The organism is Streptomyces sp. NBC_01006, from assembly GCF_045162725.1.
In the GTDB taxonomy this organism is placed as follows: Bacteria; Actinomycetota; Actinomycetes; order Streptomycetales; family Streptomycetaceae; genus Streptomyces.
Window position 1 is genome coordinate 2,638,339 of record NZ_CP108700.1, and the last position, 24,586, is coordinate 2,662,924.

27 protein-coding genes are annotated in these 24,586 nt (G+C 73.0%); 14 read left to right on the plus strand and 13 right to left on the minus strand.

Annotated features, from left to right (window positions below):
• Positions 1-54: 54 nt before the first annotated feature.
• The 6 genes from OG509_RS11960 to OG509_RS11985 form a co-directional block, all read right to left on the minus strand.
• Positions 55-312, minus strand: coding sequence for a hypothetical protein (locus tag OG509_RS11960; protein ID WP_406182340.1), 258 nt, complete (start codon positions 310-312; stop codon positions 55-57).
• Between the two features lie 137 nt (positions 313-449).
• Positions 450-674, minus strand: a complete 225-nt coding sequence (locus OG509_RS11965) for a hypothetical protein (protein WP_406182342.1) — start codon at positions 672-674, stop codon at positions 450-452.
• Complete coding sequence (locus tag OG509_RS11970) at positions 674-886, minus strand: hypothetical protein (RefSeq protein ID WP_406182344.1); 213 nt, start codon at positions 884-886, stop codon at positions 674-676. The genes OG509_RS11965 and OG509_RS11970 overlap by 1 nt, the downstream gene beginning before the upstream one ends.
• Positions 887-976: 90 nt before the next feature.
• Positions 977-1,807 (minus strand): helix-turn-helix domain-containing protein, encoded by an 831-nt coding sequence (locus tag OG509_RS11975; protein ID WP_406182345.1) that lies wholly within the window; start codon positions 1,805-1,807, stop codon positions 977-979.
• Entirely contained in the window at positions 1,804-2,301 is a 498-nt protein-coding gene (locus OG509_RS11980) for a DUF6879 family protein (protein WP_406182347.1), read from the minus strand. Before OG509_RS11980 ends, OG509_RS11975 begins: the two co-directional genes overlap by 4 nt.
• Positions 2,285-2,491, minus strand: coding sequence for a hypothetical protein (locus OG509_RS11985; protein ID WP_266667665.1), 207 nt, complete (start codon positions 2,489-2,491; stop codon positions 2,285-2,287). The genes OG509_RS11980 and OG509_RS11985 overlap by 17 nt, the downstream gene beginning before the upstream one ends.
• 387 nt (positions 2,492-2,878) lie before the next feature.
• Between OG509_RS11985 and OG509_RS11990 the strand changes: the two genes are divergently transcribed.
• Positions 2,879-4,336 carry a regulator gene (locus OG509_RS11990; protein WP_406182349.1) on the plus strand — a complete coding sequence of 486 codons (1,458 nt, stop codon included), beginning with the start codon at positions 2,879-2,881 and terminating at the stop codon, positions 4,334-4,336.
• 97 nt (positions 4,337-4,433) lie between these two features.
• On the opposite strand, the gene OG509_RS11995 is transcribed toward OG509_RS11990, so the two are convergent.
• From OG509_RS11995 to OG509_RS12005, 3 genes are all read right to left on the minus strand, one after another.
• Entirely contained in the window at positions 4,434-5,690 is a 1,257-nt protein-coding gene (locus OG509_RS11995) for an FAD-dependent oxidoreductase (protein ID WP_406182351.1), read from the minus strand.
• Between the two features lie 195 nt (positions 5,691-5,885).
• The gene (locus OG509_RS12000) at positions 5,886-6,779 is read right to left on the minus strand and encodes a TIGR01777 family oxidoreductase (protein WP_406182353.1); all 894 of its coding nucleotides are present in this window, start codon (positions 6,777-6,779) and stop codon (positions 5,886-5,888) included.
• A 16-nt stretch (positions 6,780-6,795) separates the two neighbouring features.
• Positions 6,796-7,503, minus strand: coding sequence for a VIT family protein (locus OG509_RS12005; RefSeq protein ID WP_406187546.1), 708 nt, complete (start codon positions 7,501-7,503; stop codon positions 6,796-6,798).
• Positions 7,504-7,622: 119 nt separating this feature from the next.
• On the opposite strand from OG509_RS12005, the gene OG509_RS12010 reads away from it, so the two are divergent.
• Complete coding sequence (locus OG509_RS12010) at positions 7,623-8,732, plus strand: PP2C family protein-serine/threonine phosphatase (protein WP_406182355.1); 1,110 nt, start codon at positions 7,623-7,625, stop codon at positions 8,730-8,732.
• Between the two features lie 95 nt (positions 8,733-8,827).
• Here OG509_RS12010 and OG509_RS12015 read toward each other — a convergent pair whose 3' ends face one another.
• Complete coding sequence (locus tag OG509_RS12015; RefSeq protein ID WP_030156195.1) at positions 8,828-9,085, minus strand: hypothetical protein; 258 nt, start codon at positions 9,083-9,085, stop codon at positions 8,828-8,830.
• 106 nt (positions 9,086-9,191) lie between these two features.
• On the opposite strand from OG509_RS12015, the gene OG509_RS12020 reads away from it, so the two are divergent.
• Together OG509_RS12020 and OG509_RS12025 are read left to right on the plus strand one after the other, a co-directional pair.
• Positions 9,192-9,563 carry an ArsC/Spx/MgsR family protein gene (locus OG509_RS12020; protein WP_385576724.1) on the plus strand — a complete coding sequence of 124 codons (372 nt, stop codon included), beginning with the start codon at positions 9,192-9,194 and terminating at the stop codon, positions 9,561-9,563.
• A gap of 102 nt (positions 9,564-9,665) precedes the next feature.
• A complete protein-coding gene (locus OG509_RS12025) occupies positions 9,666-10,268 on the plus strand; it encodes a hypothetical protein (RefSeq protein WP_406182358.1) in 603 nt (200 codons plus the stop codon).
• Between the two features lie 28 nt (positions 10,269-10,296).
• Here the strand turns inward: OG509_RS12025 and OG509_RS12030 are convergent, their stop codons facing one another.
• The gene (locus OG509_RS12030; protein ID WP_406187547.1) at positions 10,297-11,238 is read right to left on the minus strand and encodes a Gfo/Idh/MocA family protein; all 942 of its coding nucleotides are present in this window, start codon (positions 11,236-11,238) and stop codon (positions 10,297-10,299) included.
• Between the two features lie 265 nt (positions 11,239-11,503).
• Here OG509_RS12030 and glnII point away from each other — a divergent pair, with 265 nt between their 5' ends.
• Together glnII and OG509_RS12040 are read left to right on the plus strand one after the other, a co-directional pair.
• Positions 11,504-12,523 (plus strand): glutamine synthetase, encoded by a 1,020-nt coding sequence (gene glnII, locus OG509_RS12035; RefSeq protein WP_406182360.1) that lies wholly within the window; start codon positions 11,504-11,506, stop codon positions 12,521-12,523.
• A gap of 422 nt (positions 12,524-12,945) precedes the next feature.
• The gene (locus OG509_RS12040; protein ID WP_406182362.1) at positions 12,946-13,554 is read left to right on the plus strand and encodes a winged helix-turn-helix domain-containing protein; all 609 of its coding nucleotides are present in this window, start codon (positions 12,946-12,948) and stop codon (positions 13,552-13,554) included.
• A 71-nt stretch (positions 13,555-13,625) separates the two neighbouring features.
• On the opposite strand, the gene OG509_RS12045 is transcribed toward OG509_RS12040, so the two are convergent.
• Together OG509_RS12045 and OG509_RS12050 are read right to left on the minus strand one after the other, a co-directional pair.
• Positions 13,626-15,092 carry a PepSY-associated TM helix domain-containing protein gene (locus OG509_RS12045; protein WP_406182364.1) on the minus strand — a complete coding sequence of 489 codons (1,467 nt, stop codon included), beginning with the start codon at positions 15,090-15,092 and terminating at the stop codon, positions 13,626-13,628.
• Between the two features lie 89 nt (positions 15,093-15,181).
• The gene (locus OG509_RS12050; RefSeq protein WP_406182365.1) at positions 15,182-15,958 is read right to left on the minus strand and encodes a hypothetical protein; all 777 of its coding nucleotides are present in this window, start codon (positions 15,956-15,958) and stop codon (positions 15,182-15,184) included.
• Between the two features lie 65 nt (positions 15,959-16,023).
• On the opposite strand from OG509_RS12050, the gene OG509_RS12055 reads away from it, so the two are divergent.
• From OG509_RS12055 to OG509_RS12090, 8 genes are all read left to right on the plus strand, one after another.
• On the plus strand, positions 16,024-16,626 hold the full coding sequence (locus OG509_RS12055; RefSeq protein ID WP_406182367.1) for a rhomboid-like protein: 603 nt from the start codon (positions 16,024-16,026) through the stop codon (positions 16,624-16,626).
• 98 nt (positions 16,627-16,724) lie between these two features.
• Positions 16,725-17,522, plus strand: a complete 798-nt coding sequence (locus OG509_RS12060) for a tyrosine-protein phosphatase (RefSeq protein ID WP_406182369.1) — start codon at positions 16,725-16,727, stop codon at positions 17,520-17,522.
• Between the two features lie 111 nt (positions 17,523-17,633).
• On the plus strand, positions 17,634-19,577 hold the full coding sequence (locus OG509_RS12065; RefSeq protein ID WP_406182370.1) for a hypothetical protein: 1,944 nt from the start codon (positions 17,634-17,636) through the stop codon (positions 19,575-19,577).
• A 156-nt stretch (positions 19,578-19,733) separates the two neighbouring features.
• The gene (locus tag OG509_RS12070) at positions 19,734-21,188 is read left to right on the plus strand and encodes a hypothetical protein (RefSeq protein WP_406182372.1); all 1,455 of its coding nucleotides are present in this window, start codon (positions 19,734-19,736) and stop codon (positions 21,186-21,188) included.
• 144 nt (positions 21,189-21,332) lie between these two features.
• Positions 21,333-22,229, plus strand: a complete 897-nt coding sequence (locus tag OG509_RS12075; RefSeq protein ID WP_406182374.1) for a metal-dependent hydrolase — start codon at positions 21,333-21,335, stop codon at positions 22,227-22,229.
• Entirely contained in the window at positions 22,226-23,272 is a 1,047-nt protein-coding gene (locus OG509_RS12080; RefSeq protein WP_406182376.1) for a PDR/VanB family oxidoreductase, read from the plus strand. The genes OG509_RS12075 and OG509_RS12080 overlap by 4 nt, the downstream gene beginning before the upstream one ends.
• A 31-nt stretch (positions 23,273-23,303) precedes the next feature.
• Positions 23,304-24,038, plus strand: coding sequence for a TetR/AcrR family transcriptional regulator (locus OG509_RS12085; RefSeq protein ID WP_406182378.1), 735 nt, complete (start codon positions 23,304-23,306; stop codon positions 24,036-24,038).
• 10 nt (positions 24,039-24,048) lie between these two features.
• Complete coding sequence (locus tag OG509_RS12090) at positions 24,049-24,585, plus strand: GNAT family N-acetyltransferase (RefSeq protein WP_406182380.1); 537 nt, start codon at positions 24,049-24,051, stop codon at positions 24,583-24,585.
• Position 24,586 lies beyond the last annotated feature (1 nt).

Below are 24,586 nucleotides of genomic sequence, written 5' to 3' on the forward strand. Positions count from 1 at the left end.
GCGGACAGTGGCCTTGGGCTCGTGCCCGAGGAAGAACCCGAACTGTTCGTCACATCACGTGGCGTATGCCTGGGTGTGGAGGACGAACGAGTGCCACCCGGGGTCAACCGCGTCCGATGGGGTCATGTCGAACGCGCGGGTGTCGCCCATGACCTTGAGGAAGGCAAGGGCCTGGTCCACGATCCTGCGGGCGGTGGACAGCTCGTGTCCGTACTCCTCCGCGCAGAACTCAGAGACCCTCTCGAACAGCTCGGGACTGACGAGGTCCCGCCCGTACCGTAAGGCAACGGGGCTTTCGAGCATCGTCGTCATTGATGGTGTTCCTCTCGGATCAGCTGACGGGCGGGGGCGGGAACTGGTCCCCGCCGGAACCTCCGGACTTGTCTCCGGGGTCGGTCATGCGCTCACCCCCTGATCTACTTGACGGCCCATGAGGCCGTCCCCCGCCCTCAGTGGGCGGAAGCCTCGGTGTCCCTCATGGCCTCGGCCATCTGCTCCACCACGTCAGCCGGATGCATCCCCAGGTGGACGTACGGAAGGCCGTTGAAGGTGACCGTGGGCCGTATGCCGCTCCACGCGGCCTCAGAGATGCCGAGCGCCGCCAAGGCTGCCCGGAAGGATTCGGCTGCGTCCGTGGCACGCGTACGGCCGTCCCGCCATACCTGCATCTCCATCAGGCGGCCACGGTCTGCGTCGTCGGGCACTCGTTGTGCCGGTAGACGACGGCGGGCGCACCCGACGTGCGGTCAACGACTCCCCGGCGGACAGGTTCGAGCGGCTTGACCGTACGGGAGCAGGCCGAGCACTTGTGGCCGGGTGCGTAGGTCAGGTACTCCCACTCGTCCCGGTCAAGCGTCGGGGCCTCTGCCTTTTTCGCCCTTGCCATGTCGCACCCCTCGCGGTCGCCTTCGCTGCGGGGCAATCCTTCACCGCTCAGCGGCGGCTCAGCGCGATCATGCACGTCATGGACTAAAGATCATCTGAGGGCGGCTGCGCACACCCCGAGGAAGGCCCGCGCGTCGTCCGCGAACAGGGCCCGATCCTCAAGGTGGGAGAACTCCTCAATGTGGCTCGCAACGTCCCTGGGGTCTCGGAAGACCACGACCCCTGTGGACAGCTCGACCGTGGCAATCCGGTCGTCGTAGACCGTGAACGTGTTCAGCGGCGCCGGGCCGGTCGGCACGGTCAGCGGGATCACTCCGAGCCGCACGTTCGGGAGGTGCGTGAGCGAGGCCAGGTGGTCAATCTGGACAGCCAACGCGTCCGGGCCGACGAGGGGCCAGCGAACGGCCTGCTCGGTGAGTATGAACGTGAACCGCTTCGAGCGGTCGTAGAGAACCTGTTGCCGTTCCAGCTTCCTGGCAATGGTCTTCGAGTGATCGCCAGGGATGTGGGCGAGGCTCGCCCGGATGTACTCAGGGGTCGAAAGCAGGCCCGTGATCATCGAGAGCAGGAAGAACCGGAACTCGGCTGACGATGCTTCGAGGCCGGCCAGCTCAAGCTGCTTCTTGTCCAGGCCCTTGCGCCGCATGCCTCGGGCGCCCTGCCACTCCGTGTTGGCCAGGCGGGCCAGGGTCATGACCTGTGTGACCAGAGCGGGGGCGGCATCGCAGGCCCTGAGGAGTTGCTCCACGTCCACGAGGGACGGGCGTACCTTGCCGTTCTCGATCCGGCTGACCTTCGACTGGGACATGTTGCAGCGGGCGGCGGCCCGAGCCCCTGAGAGCCCGGACCGCTTGCGTACCGCTTTCAGCAGGGCCGCCAGTTCCTCGCCCGACTGGCCAAGCTCCTCTGGTTCGACACTCACGTACGGATGTACTCCAGGAACGGCACAGAGGCCTCTACGGCCATGCGCTGGTACTCGATGAACGGGGCAGGGTCACCCTCGTACAGTTCGCGGCTGATCTGCTTGCCGTCCGCTTCGTAGTGCATGAGCACCACAGCGGAGCGGTCGAACATCCAGAAGTCTTCGACCTCAGGCAACGGGTTCGCCCGATCGGTCACGTCGAGGATGCGGATGTCCTCTCCGGCCGGGGCCTGGTGCTGGTAGTACCGCTCGAACTCGAACCGCAGGTAGTCGCTCAGCGGCTGAGTCAGGACGTGCACGCGTCCGACGTTCCGGGTGCGCACCATCTCAGTCCACGAGTCCTCGTACGGGCCGGGGAAACGGGTCCCTGCCTTGAAGGCTGCGAACTCTTCCGCTTCCTGCGGTACGAGGTACTGCGGCAACGTCTCAAGCCGCCAGGCTTCCGTCTGGAAAGTCTTGAACTTCGACGCCCAGTCCTCACCATCCAAGAGCACGGAACGCCTCCCTGAGCACTGCCTCGGGGATCTCTACGAGTCCCTCACCGGTCGGCGGGGTGAAGGCGTCGGATGCATCGCCCTGGACGATGAACGAGCCGGACTTGGTCCGGTAGACGTTCGGGCAGTCGCCCTGCCCGCACTCGCCGTTTCCGTTGCCTGTGAGCCGGGTCAGTTCCTCACGTGCCATGTGAAGCCCCCTCGGTGCCAGGCCCCCGCTGGGCCTGATGACCATGACCGTACGGAGCGACGGGCGAGGCCGTCTATGCGCGAACGCGACTATGCACGTCTTCGCATAAAGAGACCCCCGGCGGCCAAGGGCCGGGGGTCTGCGTGCGCTGGATTCCAGCACGGTGCCAGCACCGCTACGCCTATCCAGCATTGACTTGTCCAGATGTGCCAGTTATCAGCCAACGGTCCTTCCTGGCCACGGGCGGCTGTCCACCCCGGGCTCTGTTCTGCACACGATCGGATGAATGTGGGACAGAGGGGGCGGCATGAGCGGAGTTCGCCGCTACATTCACGCCGTTCACAGGGCCGGGACTCCGGTCCGTCACGTCAGGAAACCGTGGAGCCGATGACGGAACGACCTGCCCAGCGCGTCCCCAACCGGCAGCTCGCGGCGCTGATCGCGGAAGCCGGGTTCTCCAACGCCGGTCTGGCCCGCCGCGTCGACCAGCTCGGCCTGGAGCACGGTCTCGATCTGCGGTACGACAAGACCTCCGTGACCCGGTGGCTGCGCGGGCAGCAGCCGCGCGGGACCACCCCTGCGCTGATCGCCGAGGTGTTCACCCGGCGCCTGGGCCGGCGGCTCTCCGCACAGGACCTGGGGCTGGACGCCTGCGCGCCCGTCTACGCGGGTCTGGAGTTCGCGGCCACCCCGGAGGAGGCCGTCGACATCGCCAGCGGGCTGTGGCGCAAGGACTCCGGCTCCCACGCCGAGCTGCGGAAGATCGCGTTCACCCCGGCCGGGCTCGTCGTCCCCAGCCGGGACTGGCTCATCGGGCGCGCCGACGAGCGCGTGGGCCGCGGCGCGGATCCGGCGGCGGCCGCCGCGGCCGCCGCCACCCGCGTCCCGGTCCAGGGGCGCGGCTCGGTGCCCCGGCAGCGGCAGATCGACCGGGGGCCCGGCCAGCGGGTGACCAGTGGGGACATCGCGGCGCTGCGCTCGGTCAGCGAGCTGTTCCGGACCCTGGACCACACGTACGGCGGCGGGCACGCCCGGCAGGCCCTGGTGCGCTACCTGGAGCACGAGGCCGAGCCGATGCTGCGCGGCACGTACGGGGAGACCACCGGGCGGCGGCTCTTCGCGGCCGCGGCCGACCTGACCCGGCTCGCGGGCTGGACCTCGTACGACATCGCCGCGCACGGGCTCGCCCAGCGCTACTTCGTGCAGGCCCTGCGGCTGGCTCAGGCCGCCGGGGACCGGCCGTACGGCTCGTACGTACTGGTGACCATGAGCCGGCAGGCGGTCTACCTCGGCCACGGCCGGGAGGCCGTGCAGCTGGCCCGCGTCGCGCAGCAGGGCGTCGGCTCGGGGCCGCCGCCGGTGGTGCAGGCGCTGCTGCACTCGGCGGAGGCGCGGGGGCACGCGGTGCTGGGCGAGGTCCGGGCCGCGACGGCCTCGCTGGTGCGGGCCGAGCGGGCGCTGGGCGCGGCCCGGCCGGGGGACGACGTACCGCACTGGGCCCGGCTGTTCGACGAGGGGCAGCTGGCGGACGAGTTCGGGCACTGCCACCGGGACCTCCAGCAGTACCGGGCCTCGGCGCAGCACGCGGAGCGGTCGCTGCAGCTGAGGGCGCCCGGGTTCGCGCGCTCGCGGCTGTTCTGCCGGGTGGTGCTGGCGACGGCGCGGCTGGGGCTGGGCGAGCTGGACCAGGCGTGCGCGCTGGGCGCGGAGGCGGCGCAGCAGGCGATGGAGATGCGGTCGGTGCGCGCGGTGGAGTACGTACGGGACTTCGAGCGCCGGCTGGAGCCGTACCGGGACGCCTCGGCGGTGCGGACGTACCGGGACCGGGTGGCGGCGCTGTCCTGAGCCGCCCAGAGGTTCCGGGGGTCCAGGGCCCGGTTCCGCGGGGGAACCGGGCCCTGGACCCGTGGTGGTCACGCCTGCCGGTTGCCTGTGGTGGTGCTCAGGCCACCGCCGCGACGGCGGGCTCCGCGCTCGCCGGGAGCCGGATGCCGAAGTCGCGCAGGACGGCGGTGGCGGCGCGGCGGGCCGAGTGCAGCGCCCCCTGGACGGTGTTGGAGTCGCGGTGGTCGCCGCACACGTACAGCCCGGCCAGGACCCGGACCGGCCTGCGCAGGTCGTACGGCGGCGGCATCGCGGGGACGGCCTCCGGGGCGTGGTGGACGGCCAGCAGCTCCCAGTCCCGGGTGCCGGTCTCGTACAGCCGGGCCAGGCGCGAGGCGACCGTACGGGCGGGCGGCGGCGGGCCGAGCACGGTGGTGGTGACCAGGCTCCGGCCGGCCGGGGCCCGCGTCGGGTCGACCGCGCTCATCACGGCGGTGTGGGCGACGGGCCACCTGGGATCGCCGTCGAGCAGGAGCGAGCCGTCCCACGGGAGCGGGGCCGCGGTGGCGTGGTGGATGACCGTGACCTCGTGGAACGCCGGCACCCGCAGCCCCGGCAGCAGTTCGGCGGCGGCCCGCGCGCCGGTGGCCAGGACGGCGGAGCGGCAGCTGAAGTCGCCGTGCTCCTCGGTGGTGACCAGTTTGGTCGCCACCGACCGGACCCGGACCCCGGTGCGCACCGTGCCGGGCGGCAGGGTTGCGGCGAGGAGTTCGGGCAGGGCCGCGGCCCCGCCCTCGGGCACGGCGAGCCGGCCGCGGGCGAAGGTGCGCAGGGCCAGGTCGGCGACCCGGCTGGAGGTGGTGAGCTCCGGATCGCGGAGCAGCGCGGTGAGCAGGGGGCGCAGGGTCGCCCCGAGGGCCCGGGAGCGCAGCGCGGCGAGCGCGGTGCGCTCGGGGCGGGCCAGTACGCGTTCCACCGGCAGGGCCGCGAGCCGGCCGAGGTACGCGCTGAGCCGGGCCTGGTCGAAGGATCCGCTGGCCAGCGCGCGGGCCGGGGTCAGCGCCCCGGCCCGGGACTGCCGGCCGTCGGTGTGGACGAGCACCCCTGGCGCGAAGGGGCGCAGGACCAGGTCGGCCAGGCCGGGGGTCCGGTCGAGCTCCGTGTACGAGGTGTTGAGCAACTGTCCGATCCGGTCCAGCCGGAATCCGTCGACGTGCTCGGTGGCCATCCGGCCGCCGGGATCGCCCGCGGCCTCCAGGACGGTGACCGTGACCCCTGCGGCGATCAGGTGGTGCGCCGCCGCGAGTCCTGAGACTCCGGCTCCTACGATGACGACGTCCGCGTGCTGTGCGGTGCGGTGCGAGTTGGTGAGCACGTGCCCCTCCCCGAGGTCGGCGCGGCTGTGTGGGAATCCTCCTTCCCCCAACGGGCTCCAGGGGAACCCGAGTTCGGTGGGGTATTACGGCCAACTCCGGTCGCACACCGGTCGCACCCGGGTCACAAACGGTCGCACGGGGGCGGGGGCGTGCCGTGGGGCGGTCCGGGCGAGCGCGGGCCCGGGGTGTCCGGGCTAGCGGGCGAGCGCGGCCCGGATCGAATCGTCGATCCCCGGGTGGCGGAAGGTGAAGCCTGACTCCAACAGCCGGGTGGGGCGCACCCGCTGGCTGCCGAGCACGTCCCCGGCGAACTCGCCGAGTACGACGCGCAGGGCGGGGGCCGGTACGGCGAACAGCGTCGGCCGGTGCAGTACGCGGCCCATCGCGGCGGTGACCTCGCGGTTGGTCAGCGGCTCGGGGGCGGTCAGGTTCAGGGGGCCGGACAGCCCGGGGGTGTCGATGGCGTGCCGCAGCGCGGCGATCTCGTCGTGCAGGGAGATGAACGACCAGTACTGGCGGCCGTTGCCGAGCCGGCCGCCGAGCCCCGCCTTGAAGAGCGGGAACAGCTTGCCCCAGGCCCCGCCCTCGGCGGCGACGACCAGTCCGGTCCGGGCGAAGACCGTCCGTACGCCGGCCAGCTGTGCGGGGGCGGCGGCCGCCTCCCACTCGATGCAGACCTCGGGCAGGAAGCCCTGTCCGGCGGGGGCGTGCTCGTCGACGGCGCGGTCGCCGGTGTCGCCGTAGTAGCCGACGGCGGTGCCGCAGACGAAGACGGCGGGCGGCACGTCGAGCGAGGCGATCGCACGGGCCATGGCCGCGGTCCCCGCGACCCGGCTGTCCCGGATCTCCTTCTTGTACGCGGCGGTCCACCGCTGTTCTCCGACCCCGGCCCCGGCGAGGTGGACGACGGCCCCGCAGCCGGCGAGCCCGGCGGGGTCGACGTATCCGCGCCGCGGATCCCACTCGGCCTCGTCGGGCGCGGAGGGCGTACGCCGTACGAACCGCACGACCTCGTGCCCGTCCGCCCGCAGGGACCTTACGAGGGCCTGACCGATGAGCCCGCTGGAACCACTGATGCCGATGCGCATGACCCCATGATGCCGGTCAGGACGTGCCCAGCCAGGTGCCGGCCGCGTAGGTGACGGCCATCGCCAGGGCGCCGCCGGTGACGTTGCGCAGGATCGCCCGGGCGGCCGGGGCTCCGCCCAGGCGGGCGCTGATCACCCCGCACAGCGTCAGCGCCGCCAGCACCGCCCCCACCGTCACCGGCACCCGCTCCGACGGCCCCGGCAGCGTGATCGCCAGCAGCGGCAGCAGCGCCCCCACCGTGAACGCGACCAGGCTCGCGAACGCCGCGTGCCAGGGGTTCACCAGCTCGTCGGGGTTGATCCCGAGCTCCACCCGCGCGTGCGCCTTCAGCGCGTCCCGCTCCGTCAGCTGTACCGCCGCCTCCCGCGCGAGGTCGTGGCCCAGCCCCCTGGCCTCCAGCAGCCCGGTCAGTTCCGCCAGCTCTTCCTCCGGCTCCTCCGCCAGCTCCCGCCGCTCCGTCTCCAGCGCGGCCCGTTCCGAATCCCGCTGGGAGCTCACCGAGACGTATTCCCCCGCCGCCATCGACAGCGCCCCCGCCAGCAGTCCGGCCACCCCCGCCGCCAGGATCGACGCACGCGAGGTGGTGGCCCCGGCCACGCCCACCACCAGGCCCGCGGTGGAGATGATCCCGTCGTTCGCGCCGAGCACCCCCGCCCGCAGCCAGTTCAGCCGCGAGCCGATCTGCGCGCTCTGCTCCGCGCCGCCCGCTCCCGCACCGCCCACTCCCGCACCGCCCGCATCCGCATCCGTCACGGGACCACTGTCGGCGTCCGGACCCCGTACGGCCACCCGGCGGGCCGGTCCGGCGTGCGCGCCCCCCGCCCGCGTACCAGGGTGGAGGGGTGAGACGCCGACGGGAGGAGCCTGGCTGGCTGCACGGGAAGCCGCCACCGCGCTGGGCGCGGCTCGCGCCCCCCGTGGCCCTGGTGGGGCTGGTGTTCGCGCAGGCCGCCACCCCGGGCGACATCGAGCTGGGCTACTTCCTGGCCGGCCTGCCCCCGGTCGCGGCTTTCGCGTACGGGGCGGCCGGCACCGCCGTCTTCGCCGGGATCGTGCTGCTGCTGCTCGGCGTGTCCTCCCTCGGGGTCGGGCACGCCCAGGGCGCCGACCTGGCCACGGTGGCCGTGGTCGCGCTGCTGAGCGTGGTCATCGCCTGGGTCCGGCGGCGCCGCGACGCACAGCTGGTCAGCGTACGGACCGTCGCGGAGGCGGCCCAGCTGGCGGTGTTGCCGCCGGTACCGGACCGGGTCGGTCCGGTGCGCTGCGCCGGGCTGTACCGGGCGGCCCAGCGCGGCACTCTGGTCGGCGGCGACCTGTACGACGTACGGGTCGGGCCGTACGGGGTGCGGGCGCTGGTCGGGGACGTGCAGGGGCACGGCCTGGCGGCGGTCGGCACGGTGGCCGCGCTGCTCGGCGCCTTCCGCGAGGGGGTGCTGGACGATCGGGAGCTCGCGGGGGTGGCGGCCCGGCTGGACCGCAGGCTGCTCGCGGACACGACGGGCCCGGCGCCCCCGGCCGGCTCGGCGGACGGGTCCGGGGAGCATCCGGAGTTGTTCGCGACGGCGCTGCTGCTGGAGTTCCCGCCCGGGCTGGACCTCGTACGGATCCTCTCGTGCGGGCATCCGCCGGCGCTGCTGCTGCGGGCTTCCACGGTGTCGGAGGTGGCGGTGGAACCGGGCCCTCCGCTGGGGCTCGGGCTCGCCGGCCCGGACCTGGCGGTGGTGGCCGACGTTCCGCTGCTGCCGGGAGACCGGCTGCTGGCGCATACGGACGGGGTGACGGAGGCCCGGGACGCGGCGGGCGAGTTCTACCCTCTGGCGGCCCGGGTCCCGGCTCTGGAGCGGGACCCGGCGGGGCTGGTCGAGGCGGTGTGGCAGGACCTGGTGGAGTTCACCGCCGGCGGCCCCCGCGACGACGTGGCCCTCCTGGTGCTGTCCCTTCCGGAGGCCTGATCGGTCTGATCGGCCTGATCGGCCCGATCCGCGGGCGCGGGGGCGTACCCCCGACCGGTGTCCGGCCGGACACCGGTCGGGGGCGGGGGCGGGGCTCAGGCTCCGTTGCTGACGATGAAGGCGCGGACCAGCTTGCACGTCACGTTCGACGGGCGGTGGATGCCCGTGCGGACCGCCATCGTGCGGATCTTCCGGTTGGTGGCGCGGCGGGCGTCGTACGTCCCCGAATCGAGCAGGGATATCGCCAGCCGCATCGCCTTCAGACGGCGGTTGTGGCTCTCGTACCACTCGCGGGGCAGGCCCGCCGGCAGCGGCTTCTTCTTGACGGGCTCAATGGTCGTGGCAGTGGCCATCTACAGCCTCCCAAACGGTAGTTGGCTTCCTGTCGTTCTCCCTCGATTTTACCGGGGACCACTGACAAAAGCCCCTGGCCAGACAGGCCGTGGCTAGGCTGGGGCCATGGAGATCTGGATCAATCCCGCCTGTTCGAAGTGCCGTGGCGCGCTGACCCTGCTGGATGCGGAGGGGGCCGAGTACACGGTGCGCCGCTACCTGGAGGACGTGCCGTCCGAGGCCGAGATCCGGGAGGTCCTGGGCCGGCTCGGTCTGGAGCCGTGGGACATCACGCGCACCTCGGACCCGCTCGCGAAGGAGACCGGCGTACGGGAGCTGCCGCGCGAGGAGACGGACGCGGCCCGGGGGCGCTGGATCGCCCACCTGGCGGCGCACCCGAAGCTCATCCAGCGCCCGATCATCACGGCGGACGACGGCACGGCGGTGGTCGCCCGCTCGGAGGAAGCGGTCCGCGAGGCCCTGTCCCGCCGCCCCTGAGCGGCGCCCGTTCCTCATCTCGGCCTCACCCCCTCACCCCATAAGGTGTGAAACCAAGCAAAGGGGATGCACCTCAGCAAAGGACCACGCCGAAGGACAGCGATGACCGACGAGCAGACCTGGCCGGACCGGCCGGACCAGCCCGACCAGCCCGACCAGCCCGACCAGCCCGACCAACAGGCGGCACGGCAACCGCAGCAACTCCCCCGGCCCTACCTGCCCCCGCCGCGCCGGGGCGCCGACTGGATGTTCGGCGGGGTCTACGGGACCGTGCTCGCGTCCGGCCTGCTGGCCGCGCTCGATCAGGCGGGCGCCGAGGACACCCCGTTCTACGACGCCAGCTGGGTACTGGTCACCGCCGGCGCGGCCGCGCTCGCGCACGGCTACTCGCACCACATGACCAGCCATCAGGCCGGCTCCGCCGCCCACCGGTGGCGGGTGCTGTCGCGGGCGCTGTGGAACGAGTGGCCGATGATCGTGGCCACTCTGCCCACCTTCCTGCTCCTGGTCATCGCCGGGGTCACCCACGTGGACTCCCACACGGTGACCGCCGTCGGACTCGGCCTGAACACCGCGCTGCTGTTCGCGTGGGGCTCCTTCGTTGCTCTGCGCGTCGGCTACCGGCTCGGCTCGGCCCTGCTCATCGGCATGGCGGACGCCACCATCGGCCTGGTCATCATCGTGGCCAACGCCCTCATCAAGTAGCGGCCGGACACGTAGCGGCCCGACCCGCTCAGTCCGGCAGTTGGGACTCCGCCTCCGACAGGATCTCCGTCAGTCGGGCCGCGAACCGTGCGTCGCGGGGGTCCGGCACACCGGTGCGGGCGGCGGTGAGCAGCGCGTCCAGGGCGCGGCCGTACGCGCCCGGTACGTCGGTCCAGTTGGGCAGCGAGAAGACGCCCTCGGCTCCGCGCAGCTCCAGCCCCACCCCGGCCGCCGCCGTCGGCGCGCCCAGGCTGAGCACGGCCGTACTCGCGGCGCCCGAGGCGTGCCGCAGGGCGAGCTGGACCACGTCGGAGGGCCCGCGGGTGGCGGAGACGGACGTGACGTCGCCGAGGACCGGGATCAGGACGGACAGGGCGTGCGGGCCCACGTCCCACAGTCCGCCCTTGGCCTTGCGCCAGGGCGAGGCGGCGTACGCGCTGGGGGTGCCGTCGGGCGGGAACACGGCGCCGAGCCAGTGGGCGCTCGCCGTGAACCACCCCGAGCGGGCGGCCTGCTCGGCGACCCAGCCGGCGGCCGGCTCGGCGAAGCGGAGGGTGAGGAAGACGACGGAGGCGACGCCGTGCCGGGCGACGGCGTCGGCCACGGCGCGGGCGTCCTCGACCGTCGTGGCGACGGGCTTGTCCAGCAGCAGCTGGCAGCCCGCGGCGGCGGCGCGCACCGCCAGAGGGGCCTGTACGTCCGGCGGCAGGGCGAAGGCCACGACGTCACAGTCGGCGAACAGCGCGTCGGGGTCTTCGTACACCTTCACGCCGTACTCGTCGGCCAGCTCGGCGGCGGCTTCGGGGCGCCGGCCCCACACTCCGACGAACTCGGAGCCGGCGTGCGCGGCGAGGGCGGGGGCATGGGTGCGGTGGGCCCAGGGGCCGGTGCCCAGCAGGCCGACCCGGGGGCGGGCCGGCGGGCGGGGGGAGTCGGTGGGATCATCGGCCGAGGTCAAATCGTACGAAATGCTCACCCGCTCAGTCTGCCCCACTCGGACGGGTGTGCTGCCACCAACCCGCACAACCCACCCGACCTGCGGCGTAAACCCCGGTAACACGGGGTTCACACACGGGCAACGGAAGAGAAATCGCGAGCGTGCACGCTGCGGTCAACACCGCAATGCACCGCAGTACGACAAACACAGCAGCACGAACACAGCACACCGAACACCGCACGACCACCGCAGCACCCGCAGAGTCTGCGCCGGAGCGACGCACCGAAGGATGGGGCCCGTGAGCTACAAGGCTGAGTACATCTGGATCGACGGCACCGAGCCGACGGCGAAGCTGCGCTCCAAGACGAAGATCCTGGCCGACGGCGAGGCGCTGTCGATCTGGGGCTTCGACGGATCGAGCACCAACCAGGCCGAGGGCCACGCCTCCGACCGCGTGCTCCAGCCGGTGTTCTCCTGCCCGGACCCGATCCGCGGCGGCGACAACCTCCTCGTGCTGTGCGAGGTCATGAACATCGACATGACCCCGCACGAGTCGAACACCCGCGCGCTGCTGCGTCCGGTCGCCGAGCAGTTCGGCGACCAGGAGCCGATCTTCGGCATCGAGCAGGAGTACACCTTCTTCGACGGCATCCGGCCGCTCGGCTTCCCGGTGGGCGGCTTCCCGGCCGCGCAGGGCGGCTACTACTGCGGTGTCGGCTCGGACGAGATCTTCGGCCGCGAGATCGTCGAGAAGCACCTGGACCACTGCCTCGCGGCGGGCCTGAGCATCTCCGGCATCAACGCCGAGGTCATGCCCGGCCAGTGGGAGTTCCAGGTGGGCCCGGTCGGCCCGCTGGAGGTCTCGGACCAGCTGTGGATCGCGCGCTGGCTGCTGTACCGCACCGCCGAGGACTTCAACGTCTCGGCGACGCTGAACCCGAAGCCGGTGAAGGGCGACTGGAACGGCGCGGGCGCGCACACCAACTTCTCCACGAAGGCGATGCGCGAGGACTACCGCGCCATCATCACCGCGTGCGAGGCGCTGGGCGAGGGCTCGAAGCCGCTGGACCACGTCAAGCACTACGGCGCCGGCATCGACGAGCGCCTGACGGGCCTGCACGAGACCGCCCCGTGGAACGAGTTCAGCTACGGCGTCTCCGACCGCGGCGCCTCGGTCCGCATCCCGTGGCAGGTGGAGAAGGACGGCAAGGGCTACATCGAGGACCGCCGCCCGAACGCGAACGTGGACCCGTACGTGGTGACCCGCCTCATCGTGGACACCTGCTGCACGAGCCTGAAGAAGGAGGGGCTGGTCTGAGGACCGGCCCGCAGCGCTCCTGCGACCCGACGCCCGTCGAGCCCCTGCGGCCCGGCGGGCGTCGTGCGTTGAGCGCCCACGGTCCGGTTACCGGAGGTCCGCTGGAGAGCTCATCGCGGAATTTGAGATTCCGCTCCACCAAGTGAGACGGGATCTGCCCTGGGCCCCCCACATCTGCTTCAATGACGCTCATGGCCAGCCACTCACACACCTCGAACGGTCGCAGCGACCTCGAGCCGTTCTGGCCCTCCCGTCAGGATCACGATTTCGACCGGGTGTGTTGCCGCACGGAGAACGCGCCGGCCCTCTAAAGCCTTTCGGGATCCGCCAAGAGAGCTCCCCCGAGGCCTTCGGTCTGCGCGGTACGCGATGACGTACGTACGTCTCCTGCCGGCCACTTCGCGTGAAAGAGCTGACCACTCATGTCTCACACCCGTTCCCTGACCTCTGCCGCCTCCGCCGCGACCGCTGCGACCGTGCCCCTCGCCTATCCGCCCAGTCCCCGCCACCGGCTGCGCGCCGTGGACCGGAGCGAGGTCGCCCGCGTGGTCGACCTCCTGCCGCCCGGCGCCACCTGGCTGCCCGCGCCGCAGCACGCCGTGCCGACGCTGCCGGGCCAGCCGCCGATGGTCGGATACCTGGTCCTCGTGCCGGCCGGGTCGGACGATCTGCAGCCGCCGATCGCCTTCGCCCCGCAGTCCGTTCCCCGGCCCACGGCCCCCACCCCCGCCCCCGCGACCTCCGCCGGGGACGGGCTGGTCCGTATCGACGCCGCCCAGCGCACCGCCGAGGTCGACGGCCGGGTACTCGACCTCACGTACCTGGAGTTCGAGCTGCTGGCCCACCTGGTGGCGCACCCGCACCGGGTGCACAGCCGGGACCAGCTGGTGACCACGGTCTGGGGCTACGGCCACATCGGCGACGGCCGGACCGTGGACGTCCACGTCGCCCGCCTGCGCCGCAAGCTGGGAGCGGCGCACCGCGGCGCGATCCAGACCGTGCGCCGCGTGGGCTACAAGTACGCGCCCTGAGCAGACGGCCGGTACGGACGGTGGGCCCGTACTCCCGCACGGAGTACGGGCCCACCACACCACCCTCCTGACTAGGCCGCGCGGCGCGCCGCAACCGCCCCCAGCAGCACGTCGATCGCCAGGAACGCGACCAGGCTGATGCCGAGCAGCGGTACGAACCAGCCGACCACGGCGGTCACGGCGGCGAGCGGGAGCAGCATCGTCAGCGGCACCCTGCGCCAGGCACCGCGCGGCTGGGCGCGGCCGGCCGACAGGGCGCGGTCCTTGGTGGGACGGCGCAGCCACCACATCCGGTAGCCCCAGAAGACCAGGAACATCACCGCGACCGCGAGCGCGCCGAGCGCGATCTGGTTGGCGAGGCCGAAGGTCTTCCCCATGTGCAGGTCGATGCCGAAGCGCGTGAGCTGCGCGAGGACGGGGTAGTCGGCGAAGCGCAGTTCGTCCATGATCCGGCCGTCGGCGGGGTCGACGGCGACCGAGTCGAGGTGGACCGGCAACTGCTTGTCCTGCTCCTTGATCACGTAGCCCTTGCCCTTGGCGGGCAGGGTGACGCGCAGCTCGTGGGTGACCCCGGCGGCGCGGGCGGCGGCCACGGCCTTGTCGATGCCGATGTCCGCGGTGGGCGGCGTCGCGGGCATCTCCATTCCGTCGGGCATGGCGTGCCCGGTGTGGCCGGCGTGCGCGTCGGAGCCGGTGCCCGCACCGGGGGCGAGTGCCGCGGACACCGAGGGGGTGGCGCCGCCGAGCCCGTCCTGGAGCTGCCCGATGTTCTCGCCCGCGTACTTCGACCAGGTCAGGCCGGTGGCGGAGAGTCCGACCAGTCCGACGACGGCCCAGAGGCCGACCGCCCCGTGCCAGGACAGGGTCTTGCGGCGGCCGGTGGCGGCGCGGTCGGGCAGGACGAGCAGGGCCTTGCGGGAGCGGCGGCGGCCGATCCAGAGGGCAAGTCCGCCGAGTGCGACGACCCAGAGCCAGCTCGCGGCGAGCTCGCTGTAGTTCCGGCCGAACTCGCCCAGCTGGAGGCTGGAGTGGAACTCGCTGAGCCAGGCGCGCAGCGGCAGCGCATCGCCTTCGGTGGTCAGCTGACCGTTGACGTGTGCCGTGTACGGATCCACGAACACGGTGCGGGTCCGGCCCTCCTCCAGCCCGGGAACCTCCATGATCACGCGGGTGGTCGCCTCGCGGTCGGGCGCGGGCCACACGCCCACGACCTTCCCCTCCGGCACGGTGGCCCGGGCGGCGGTGAGCTGGGCGCTGAGCGGCACGGTGCTCTCGCCGACCCTGGTGACGGTCAGTTCATCGGCGTAGATGATCTTCTCGGCCTGCCAGGAGCCCGCGTACAGCAGGCCGGTGGCGGCCGCGAGGAAGAGCAGCGGGGCTATCAGGATTCCGGCGTAGAAGTGCATGCGCAGGAGCAGCGGCCGCAGGGCGGCCCAGGCTCCGGGCTTCGATGACGTGGCGGGTTCGGGCATGGCGGGTGTGGCGGTGTTTGCGGCGGCGTCCGGGCTGCGGACGTCCTGAACCTCGTCAAGGGACATGTGGGTCCTAGGTATTGGTGCGTTGGCGAAGACATGGGTGATCGGGCCCCAGGTCTCGCCCCTCGCCAATACGGAGGTGCGCCGGTCTGTCAGGCGGCGCGGGCGGGACGGCCGGGGGCCGTGGCGCGGGTGTCCCGCCACCCGGGCGGACCGCGGCGCACCAGGGCGTGGGCGGGCACGGCCCCGCGCAGCCCGCGCGGGGGTTCGTACGAGGGCCGGGGCGCGGGCGGCGCCGGTACGGGGGCCACCCGGGCCAGGAGCAGCGCGAACGCGCGGGCGAGCGGCCGGGCCGCCAGCAGGGCTGCGGCACCGAGGACCGGGGCCAGCCGGAACACGGCGGCCTCGCCCCACGCGAGCCAGGCGGCGCAGAACAGACCGGCGAGCACGTGCGCGGCGATCATGCCGAGCCCGCCGTGCCCGGCCATGTCGGCCGTGCCGGCCATGCCGTGCATGTCGGCCATCCCGGCCATGCCGTCCATGGCATGCATGCCGTCCATGGCGCCCGTACCGGCGGCTCCGGTCGCGTCCGGCATCGCCGTGCCCGCCATGTGGTGGTGCCCGGGCATGGGCGTGGCGAGCGGGGCACTCTTCGCGGCGTGGCCGCCGTGCCCCGTCCGGCTGCCCGAGAAGACCAGGTGCAGTACCCCCTGCACGGCGAGCAGCGCCGCACTGATCCCGACGGGCCCGCGGCGGCGCCCGGCGCCGAGCCATGCGAGCCCGCCCGTCACCCCGAAAGCACCCAGAAGGCCTATCAGGGGAATATCTACGCCAGACATGTACGAATGCCCCACAGCACCCAATGCGGTGCACACCGCCGCGAACATCGCGGCCCGTGTGGCGCGCAGCGGCGCGGGAGTTCCTGACATGGCTGAAACATGCTCGCACGGGCCCCGGTTCCGCCAGCCCGAGGGTCGTGTCCGATCATGATCGGATGAATTCACTGCTCTGGCCGCCACCGGCCCTCGGCGTGGTGTACGCGGGCGGGGTCCAGCTCGGCGCGCACGCCCTGGAACGACTGGGGACGGCGGAGCGGGAGCGCGTGCTGCGGGGCTGCTCGACGAATGTCGACAATCTCGCCGCCGGCCGCTGGGAGACCCTGCTGAGCAGCGCCTTCGTCGTCGAGGAGCCCATGCCGCTGCCGTACGCGCTGCTGCTCGTCGCGGTCCTCGGGTACGCGGAGTACGCGTACGGGGCCTGGTGGACGGCCGGAGTGTTCCTCTTCGGGCACGCCACGGCGACGCTACTCGTGTTCGGCGCCTTGCGCGAGGCGGCCGACGCACCGACCCGGCGGGCCCTGGACGTGGGCACCAGCTACGGCTTCAACGCCGTGCTCGGCGCGCTGACCTCCGTACTGCCGCGCGGCCCGGTCCGTACGGCCGCCCGGGTGGGGCTGCTGGCGCTCGCCGTACGGCCGGTGCTGGGGCGGGAGCGGACCTTCACGGACGCCGGGCATCTGGCGGCGCTGGGGATCGGGGTCGGGCTCTCGCTCGCCTTCGATTGCCTATCAGGGACGAAGCATCCGAAAATCGGGTGAATGCACACCACTCGCACCGCTTGAACCACCCGCACCGCCCGCACCACCCGCACCACCCGCACCACCCACGCCGTACGCACACCGCTGGAGCCGCCACGATGACCACGACCACCCCCTCCACCACCGTCGCCAACCTCCGCGACCTCGGCGGCACCGCCCTCTCCGGCGGCCGAGCCGTCCGCCCCGGCCTGGTCCTGCGCTCCGGCCAGCTCGACCGCCTCGACGTGGACGCCGACCCGGTCGTGGCCGCGCTGGGCCTGCGTACGGTCATCGACTTCCGCACCGACGCCGAGCGCGCCGCCCACCCGGACCGGATACCGGAGGGCGTCCGCCTCCTGGTCGGCGACGTCCTCGCCGACAAGCTGAGCTCCGGGAAGATCCCGGCCGCCACGCAGCTCAAGGACCTGCTGTCCGACCCGGCGATGGCGGAGGAGCACCTGGGCGGCGGCAAGGTGCAGGCGCTGTTCGCCGACACCTACCGGTCCTTCGTGTCCACCGCCTCCGCGCAGGCCGCGTACCGGACCCTGCTCACCGAGCTCGCGGACCCGCAGGCCGGCCCGCTGCTGTTCCACTGCACCGCCGGCAAGGACCGTACGGGCTGGGGCGCGACCGTCGTCCTGTCGCTGCTCGGCGCGGACGACGAGACCCTGATGGCCGAGTACCTCTCGGTCAATCCGGCGGTCAAGCAGGCGTTCGCACCGATGATCGAGGGCTTCACCGTCGCCGGCGGCAATCCGGACATCGCGCTGGGCCTGATCGGCGTGTTCCCCGAGTACCTGGAGGCGGCGCTCGAAGAGGTCGCCGCGCGCTACGGCTCGATGGAGAAGTACGTGCGCGAGGGTCTCGGCGTCCCGGACGAGGCGGTCGAGGCGCTCCGCGCCCGCCTCACGGCGTGACGCTCCTACCCGGATCCGACCGGGTCCGGCCCGGGTCTCCTACCCGGATCTGACCCGAACGTGCGACCTGGGGACGGGTGACCATCCGACGATTCGCTCGTTCTGCTGAACGTGACTGCGCCGGACACCGCCACCCGCCCCCCGTCTCCCGTGCCGCCCGACGTCGAGCTGGCCGAGGCCGCCATCGTCGAGCACTACCCGCGGCTGGTGCGGCTCGCCTATCTGGTGCTGCCGCCCGCCCTCGGCCGCAACCGGCGGGTGCTCACCGCCCATTCGCTGGCCCAGCGGGCACTCCCGCGCGGGCGGCGCGGCTCCGGTGCGCAAGCCGCCGCCGCAGCCGCCGTACAGGGCGGGGTCCCGGGTCAGCGCGGGACCCCGGGCGCCGATTCGGGGTACGCGTACGTGCGGCTGAGGGTGCTGCGCGCCGCCCTGGAGGCCGGGATTCCGCTGACCTTCCGGGCGCTGCCCCGGCGGGCGCAACTGCCTCCGCTGCTCCCCCAGGTGTGGGGGCTGCGGCTGTTCCCCCGGTCCGGCGGGGCCGAGGAGCTGGCCCTGGACCAGTGGCTGGCCACGCTCGACGGGCCCGGCCGGGCGGCCTGCGTACTGCGCGCCCTGGAGCGGCTGCCGGAGCCGGAGGTGCTCCGGGTGCTCGCCGAGGCCGGGGTCGCGAATCCCGCCGCCGCCGTCGCGGAATCGGGGGATCCGGCCAACGACGCCCTGTTCGCGTCCCCCGAGTTCGATCCGTGCGTACTCCAGGCGCGCCCCACCGACCTGCTGCGCCGGCGCCGGTTCTCGCGGGCCGCGCTGGCCGCCGCGGCCGCCCTCGCCGTGTGCGGGGCGCTGCTCGCGCTGCCCGGCGGCGGCTGGGGCGCGGACGGGGCCGCGGCCCCGCCGTACGCCCTCAACGCGGCGGCGGAGCAGGCCCTGGATCCGGGCAAGCTGGTCCGGGTCGCGCCCACCGCCTGGCGTACGTCCTCCCGTACGGGCTTCTCCACCTGGCCCGCCCGCGGCGACCGCACCGACGATTCCGAACTGCTGCGCCGGGCGCTGGCCGTGTGGGCCCGGCCCGGTTCGACGGTGGTCGCCTCGGCCACCCCCGGCACCCCGCCCGGTCCGCCGATGGGACCGCCGCAGCTGCTGTTCGCGGGCACCGTCGACCAGGCGGTCGTGGTCCTGCTGTACGACGGACTGCGCGTGGTCCGGTACGCCGAACCCCGCACCGGGACCGCGGTCGCCGCCCTCGACTTCGCCCGGACCGACGCCGCCTCGGCGGAGTCCGCGACCGCGCTGGTGCTGAGCCGGGTCGACGGCAACGTCCGCTACCTGACCGCGCCATGGGTCACCGGCGCGGGGCTGCGGGACCTGCTCAAGCCCGGTGAGGCCCCGGCGGCGCTGAAGCTGGGCCAGGACGGGATCACCCCGCCGGTGGCCAGCCCGGCCCCGGCGGGCAACTGCACCGGCTGGAACGCCCTGGCCCTGACCGGCGGCGGCGCCACCCGGCTGGTCACCGACCTCGGCGAGCTGACCCCGGCCCGGCTGACCTCGGGCGCGCCGGGTGCGGAGCGCGACGTGGCGGAGGGGGCGGAGCTCGGCGACTGGTCGCGGAGCGCGTGCCTGCTGCCGTCGGTCCGCTCGCACGGCGTCCGCAGCGTCAACGCCTGGACGTACGCGAAGCAGCCGCTGCCCGAGGGCGACGGCACGGCGACCTGGCTGTGCACCCGGGCCGAGACCTGGGCGGGTACGGAGGACCGGGTGCAGGCGCAGTTCCTGGCTCCGGGCGCGCCGCTGGCGGCGCAGGCGGCGAAGGCGGAGGGCTCGCCGGCGTGCGGGGCGCGGGAGCCGCGGGTGCTGGCGGGCGTGCTGTGGAAGTCGAAGGCCGGCCAGTGGTACGTGCTGGCGGCGGGCAGTGCGCAGTTCACCTCACTGTCGGTGTCGGGCGGCGGGGTGAACGGGTCGGGGAACGGCAACAGGCTGGCGGTGAAGGCACCGGCGGGCGCGCAGGTGGAGCTGGCGGGCAAGCTGACGGACGGTACGAAGGCGGGGGTGCTCCGGTAGCCCCACCAGGACGTGGGTGAATCTTCAACCGTCAGGAACGGTCGGGGAGTTGGCGGGATCCGGACATGACTGCCACCGGGCACACATGGCATGATCGGATTCCGGTTACCTCTCGGTAACCCGTCCACACCCCTCACGTACTGAAGGTTCCCCCACGTGCGCATGCTCGCCCGACGGCTCCTGCTCCCCGGCCTGACCACACTCGCGCTCACCGCCACCGGCTGCTCCTCCACTCCCCACACCGGCGCCGCCGACGCGGCCGCCCCCGCCACCCTCGCGCCCTCGGCCGACGGCACGTCGCAACAGCTCGACGTGGCCGCGGCCCCGCAGGGGACGCCGACGCCGGCGGCCGTGGCCCGCGCCGGCGGCAAGGGCAGGACGGAGCAGTCCTCGCTGAAGGTCGCCTCGTACGACCAGGCGACCGGACGGGCCGTCATAGCCAAGGCCCCGCAGGGGCCCGCCCCGTCCTCCTCCCCGAGCAAGAAGCCGGAGCCGGGCAAGAACCCCGGCACGGGCAAGTCCCCGGAGCCGGGCAAGTCCCCCGAGGCCGACAAGCCCGTCGCGGTCGGCGACGTCATCGCCAGCGCGCCGGCGCCCGGCGCCCCCAACGGCCTGCTGGCCAAGGTCACCGAGGTCGTCGGGAAGACCGACCGCGGCACCGAGGTCAAGACCGCCTCCACGACGCTGGCCTCCGTCCTGAACGACGACAAGGCCGACGGCAAGGTCCCCGTCGACCCGTCCTCGGTCACCGTCGAGCCCCTCATGAAGGGCGTCACCTTCTCCTGGGCCAAGACCGGGGGCGTGAAGTTCGGCCCCGAGGGCGCGAAGCTGCCCCTGGGCAACCTGCGGCTCGACGTGAACGCCGCCGTGGACACCGCCCCGGACGCCCCCGCCTCGGCCGGCGCCTCGGTCTCCGGCTTCGTCCAGCTCGCCCCGCAGGTGGAGTTCTCGTACGACGGCACCCAGGGCGGCGGCTCCGGGCCGCGCGGCGCCTTCCTCGGCATGAGCGGCGACTGGTCCTCGCAGTGGAAGCTCCAGGGCCGCGCCGCCGCGAGCACCGGAGCGCCCAAGCGGATCCCGTTCGCCAAGCTGCACAGCGCTCCGGTCATCCAGGTCGGCCCGGTGCCGGTCGTGGTCAACCTCGACCTGACCTGCTACGTCCAGGTGGAGGCCGACGGCCGCGTGACCCTCGACGTCCAGCAGGACGTCAAGGGTGACTTCAAGGTCGGCGGCAGCTACGCCCTGGGCAAGGGCTGGACGCCGGTCAGCCAGTCCAACGTCAAGAGCACGCCGGTCACCGCGACCGTCACCGCCTCCGGCAAGGTCAAGGGCGCGCTCGGCGCCGAGGCCTCCGTCGGCCTGTACGGGGCCGTCGGCGTCAGCGCGGACTTCGCCCCGTACCTGCGCGGCGAGGCCGAGGCCAAGGCGAGCGCGTCCAGCGACGGCAAGACCTCCCTCAGCGGTGACTGGGCGCTGTACGGCGGCTTCGACCTGAGCGGGAACCTGCACCTCCAGCTCTCCCTGTTCGGCACGCCGCTCTTCGAGCGCAAGATCCCGCTGGGCGCCCTCAACCGCGAGTGGGCACTCGCGAGCGGGCACGCCGGGCGGTAACCAGGATCCCGAAGTCCCCCGGGCGCGGCATGCCCGCCCGGGGGACTTCGGCGCGTCCAGGACCGCATGCAGGGCGACCCTGGCCGGAAACTTGATGGCCGCAGAGGGGTTTTCCTCTCCCCTACCCCTCAGTACATTGACGCCATGTCTAATACGCCGCACGCGCCCGCCCCCGTGGCGGCGGAACACATGGAGCTCAAGGCCCGGAACGTGTCCTTCGGCTGGGAGGACACCCCGCTCCACTGGCTGCCCGGCGACCCGTTCGCCACGCACACCATCAACGTGCTGCACCTGCTGCTGCCCGCGGGCGAGCGCTGGTTCGTGCACGTCTACAAGCAGGTGCTCCCGTACATCAAGGACGAGCAACTGCGTGCGGACGTCGTCGGGTTCATCGGCCAGGAGGCCATGCACGCCGCCGCCCACGACGACGTGCTCCCCCACCTGAAGCGGCTGGGCCTGGACCCGACCCCGTACACGGCGCAGGTGGACTGGCTCTTCGAGAAGCTGCTCGGCGACCGGACGCTGCCCCCGGGCAAGGCCCGCCACTGGTGGCTCATGGAGCGGGTCGCGCTGATCGCGGCGATCGAGCACTACACGGCGTTCCTGGGGAACTGGGTGCTCAACGCCGACGAACTGGACCGCCGGGGCGCGGACCCCGTGATGCTGGACCTGCTGCGCTGGCACGGCGCGGAGGAGGTGGAGCACCGCTCGGTGGCCTTCGACCTCTTCATGCACGTGGACGGCGGCTACCACCGGCGGGCCCGGACCTGGGCCACCGCGTTCACGGCGCTCGTCTTCCTGTGGCAGCGGGGCGCCCGCTTCTTCATGGAGAACGACCCCGAGCTGACCGCCGCCAAGGCCTCCCTCGGCCAGTTCTTCCGGGCGGGCCGGCAGGGCACGCTGCCCTCGGCGGGCGCGATGTTCAAGTCGATCCCGACGTACCTCTCCCGTACGTACCACCCCTCCCAGGAGGGATCGACGGCCCAGGCCGTGGCCTACCTGGCCTCCTCCCCCGGCGCGAACGGCGGTGCCACGGCATGAGCCGCGCCCTGAAGCTGGCCGCGGTGGCGGGCGCGGCGCTGCTGACCCGGCGCGCCCTGCGGGGGCGCATCGCCCGCTCCCCGCTGTGGCCCCTGCCGGCGCTGGAGACCCCGATCTCGGGCCACTCCCCGCGCCGTTGGCTGCCCGCCCTGATCGTGTCCCGTACGGAGCCCGCGGACGGGGTCCTGATGCTGACCCTCGAATCGGCGGAGCTCCCGCCGTGGAGCCCGGGCGCGCACGTGGACGTACAGCTCCCCTCGGGCCTGGTCCGCCAGTACAGCCTCTGCGGCGACCCGGCGGACGCGGGCCGCTACACGATCGCGATCCGGCTGGTCGAGGACGGCCGCGGCGGCTCCCGCGAGGCGCACGCCCAGCTGCTGCAAGGCGCGGAACTCCCCGTACGCCCGCCCCGCAACCGCTTCGAGCTGGAGCCGTCCTCCTCGTACCTCTTCGTGGCGGGCGGAATCGGCATCACGCCCATTCTCCCGATGCTGCGGGCGGCCACCGCGGCGGGCGCGGACTGGACCCTCCTGTACGGCGGCCGCAGCCGCGCCTCGATGCCGTTCCTCGCCGAACTGGAGTCGTACGGCTCCCGGGTCACCCTCACCCCGCAGGACGAGGCGGGCCTCCCCGACCTGGCCGCACTCGCCTCGGCGGGCCCGGGCACCCTGGTCTACTGCTGCGGTCCCGCTCCCCTGATGGAGGCGGTCGAAGCGGCGGCCCCACCCGGCACCCCGGTCCACCTGGAGCGCTTCACCGCGACCCCCGCGACCGGCGCCTCCCACCCCTTCACGGTCGAACTCCACCGCTCGGGCCGCACGATCGAGGTCGCGGCGGAGGAATCCACCCTGGCCGCGGTCCGCCGGGAGCTCCCCGACACCCCGTACTCCTGCGGACAGGGCTTCTGCGGCACCTGCCAACACCGCGTCCTCGAAGGCCGGGTCGACCACCGCGACACCCTCCTCACGGACCAGGAGCGCGAGGGCTCGATGCTCCTGTGCGTCTCCCGCGCCAAGGACGATCACCTGGTCCTCGACCTCTGAGCGTTGCCGCAGGCCCAGTAGGGTGTGGCGCATGACTACCGGGACGCGGCGCAGGATGGGTGTCGAGGAGCGGCGGCAGCAGCTGATCGGGGTGGCCCTGGAGCTGTTCAGCCTCAGGTCGCCCGACGACGTGTCGATCGACGAGATCGCGGCGGCCGCCGGGATATCGCGGCCGCTCGTCTACCACTATTTCCCTGGCAAGTTGAGCCTGTACGAGGCCGCACTGCGGCGGGCCGCCGACGAGCTCGCGCAGCGGTTCGTGGAGCCTCGGGAGGGGCCGCTCGGGGCGCGTCTGCTGCGCGTCATGGGCCGGTTCTTCGCGTTCGTCGACGACCACGGGCCCGGTTTCTCGGCGCTGATGCGCGGCGGCCCGGCCGTCGGGAGCAACCGGACCAACGCGATGATCGACGAGGTCCGGCAGGCCGCGTACGAGCAGATCGTCACGCACATCGGCATCGAGAACCCGCCCGCGCGGCTGCAGCTCGTGGTGCGGTCCTGGGTGTCGCTCGCGGAGTCCACCGCGCTGATCTGGCTGGAGGGGCGGAAGATACCGCGGGCCGAGCTGGAGCTGCAGCTCGTGCACGACTTCGCCGCGCTGGCCGCCGTGAGCGCCGCGTACGACGCGGAGATGGCCGCCATCCTGGGCCGGATCCTCGCGGACGAGCCGGCCGACGGGCCGTTCGGGGAGCTGGTGGGGCGGCTCGTGGGGCTCGTGCCCCCGAGCGTGGAGCCCGCCGTTCCCGACTCCCGGCGATCATCCGCGTGATAATGCGCCCGTGATCATTAATGACGAACTCTTGTTCCGGCGTGCCGTGGAGAAGGACGCCGCCACGCTGGTGGCCCTGTACGACCAGGCCGCCCGGTGGATGCGCAAGCACGGGATCGACCAGTGGAAGCCCGGGGACAAGGACGCCGCGCACTTCCTCGCGAAGATGCGCGCGGGCGAGGTGTGGCTCGCCGGGGACGCCGACGGGCGGATCGTCGGCGCGTACGAGCTGTGGTGGTCCGACGAGGAGGCCTGGGGCGTGCAGCCGCCGGTCGCCGGCTACGTGCACCGGCTGATGGTGGAACGCGAAACCGCGCCCGCGGGGGCCGGACGGCGGATACTCGAACATGCCGAGCGCCGGATCGCCGGTTCCGGACTGCCGCGGGCGCGGCTGGACTGCGTCTCCACCAACCCCCGGCTGCTCGCGTACTACCGGGGTGCGGGCTACCGGGTGGTCGGGGAGTTCCCCCACAAGGAGGGCAAGGACGGCCACGTGTACGGGGTGATCCTGCTGGAGAAGCGGCTGGATCAGCTCACCGTCGTGTGAG

Excerpts from the sequence above, each read along its gene's own strand:
- OG509_RS11960 (WP_406182340.1), bottom strand. The coding sequence starts at position 312 with ATGACGACGATGCTCGAAAGCCCCGTTGCCTTACGGTACGGGCGGGAC.
- OG509_RS11965 (WP_406182342.1), bottom strand. The coding sequence starts at position 674 with ATGGAGATGCAGGTATGGCGGGACGGCCGTACGCGTGCCACGGACGCA.
- OG509_RS11970 (WP_406182344.1), bottom strand. The coding sequence starts at position 886 with ATGGCAAGGGCGAAAAAGGCAGAGGCCCCGACGCTTGACCGGGACGAG.
- OG509_RS11985 (WP_266667665.1), bottom strand. The coding sequence starts at position 2,491 with ATGGCACGTGAGGAACTGACCCGGCTCACAGGCAACGGAAACGGCGAG.
- OG509_RS11990 (WP_406182349.1), top strand. The coding sequence starts at position 2,879 with ATGACGGAACGACCTGCCCAGCGCGTCCCCAACCGGCAGCTCGCGGCG.
- OG509_RS12000 (WP_406182353.1), bottom strand. The coding sequence starts at position 6,779 with ATGCGCATCGGCATCAGTGGTTCCAGCGGGCTCATCGGTCAGGCCCTC.
- OG509_RS12015 (WP_030156195.1), bottom strand. The coding sequence starts at position 9,085 with ATGGCCACTGCCACGACCATTGAGCCCGTCAAGAAGAAGCCGCTGCCG.
- OG509_RS12020 (WP_385576724.1), top strand. The coding sequence starts at position 9,192 with ATGGAGATCTGGATCAATCCCGCCTGTTCGAAGTGCCGTGGCGCGCTG.
- OG509_RS12025 (WP_406182358.1), top strand. The coding sequence starts at position 9,666 with ATGACCGACGAGCAGACCTGGCCGGACCGGCCGGACCAGCCCGACCAG.
- OG509_RS12040 (WP_406182362.1), top strand. The coding sequence starts at position 12,946 with ATGTCTCACACCCGTTCCCTGACCTCTGCCGCCTCCGCCGCGACCGCT.
- OG509_RS12045 (WP_406182364.1), bottom strand. The coding sequence starts at position 15,092 with ATGTCCCTTGACGAGGTTCAGGACGTCCGCAGCCCGGACGCCGCCGCA.
- OG509_RS12050 (WP_406182365.1), bottom strand. The coding sequence starts at position 15,958 with ATGTCAGGAACTCCCGCGCCGCTGCGCGCCACACGGGCCGCGATGTTC.
- OG509_RS12055 (WP_406182367.1), top strand. The coding sequence starts at position 16,024 with ATGAATTCACTGCTCTGGCCGCCACCGGCCCTCGGCGTGGTGTACGCG.
- OG509_RS12060 (WP_406182369.1), top strand. The coding sequence starts at position 16,725 with ATGACCACGACCACCCCCTCCACCACCGTCGCCAACCTCCGCGACCTC.
- OG509_RS12075 (WP_406182374.1), top strand. The coding sequence starts at position 21,333 with ATGTCTAATACGCCGCACGCGCCCGCCCCCGTGGCGGCGGAACACATG.
- OG509_RS12080 (WP_406182376.1), top strand. The coding sequence starts at position 22,226 with ATGAGCCGCGCCCTGAAGCTGGCCGCGGTGGCGGGCGCGGCGCTGCTG.
- OG509_RS12085 (WP_406182378.1), top strand. The coding sequence starts at position 23,304 with ATGACTACCGGGACGCGGCGCAGGATGGGTGTCGAGGAGCGGCGGCAG.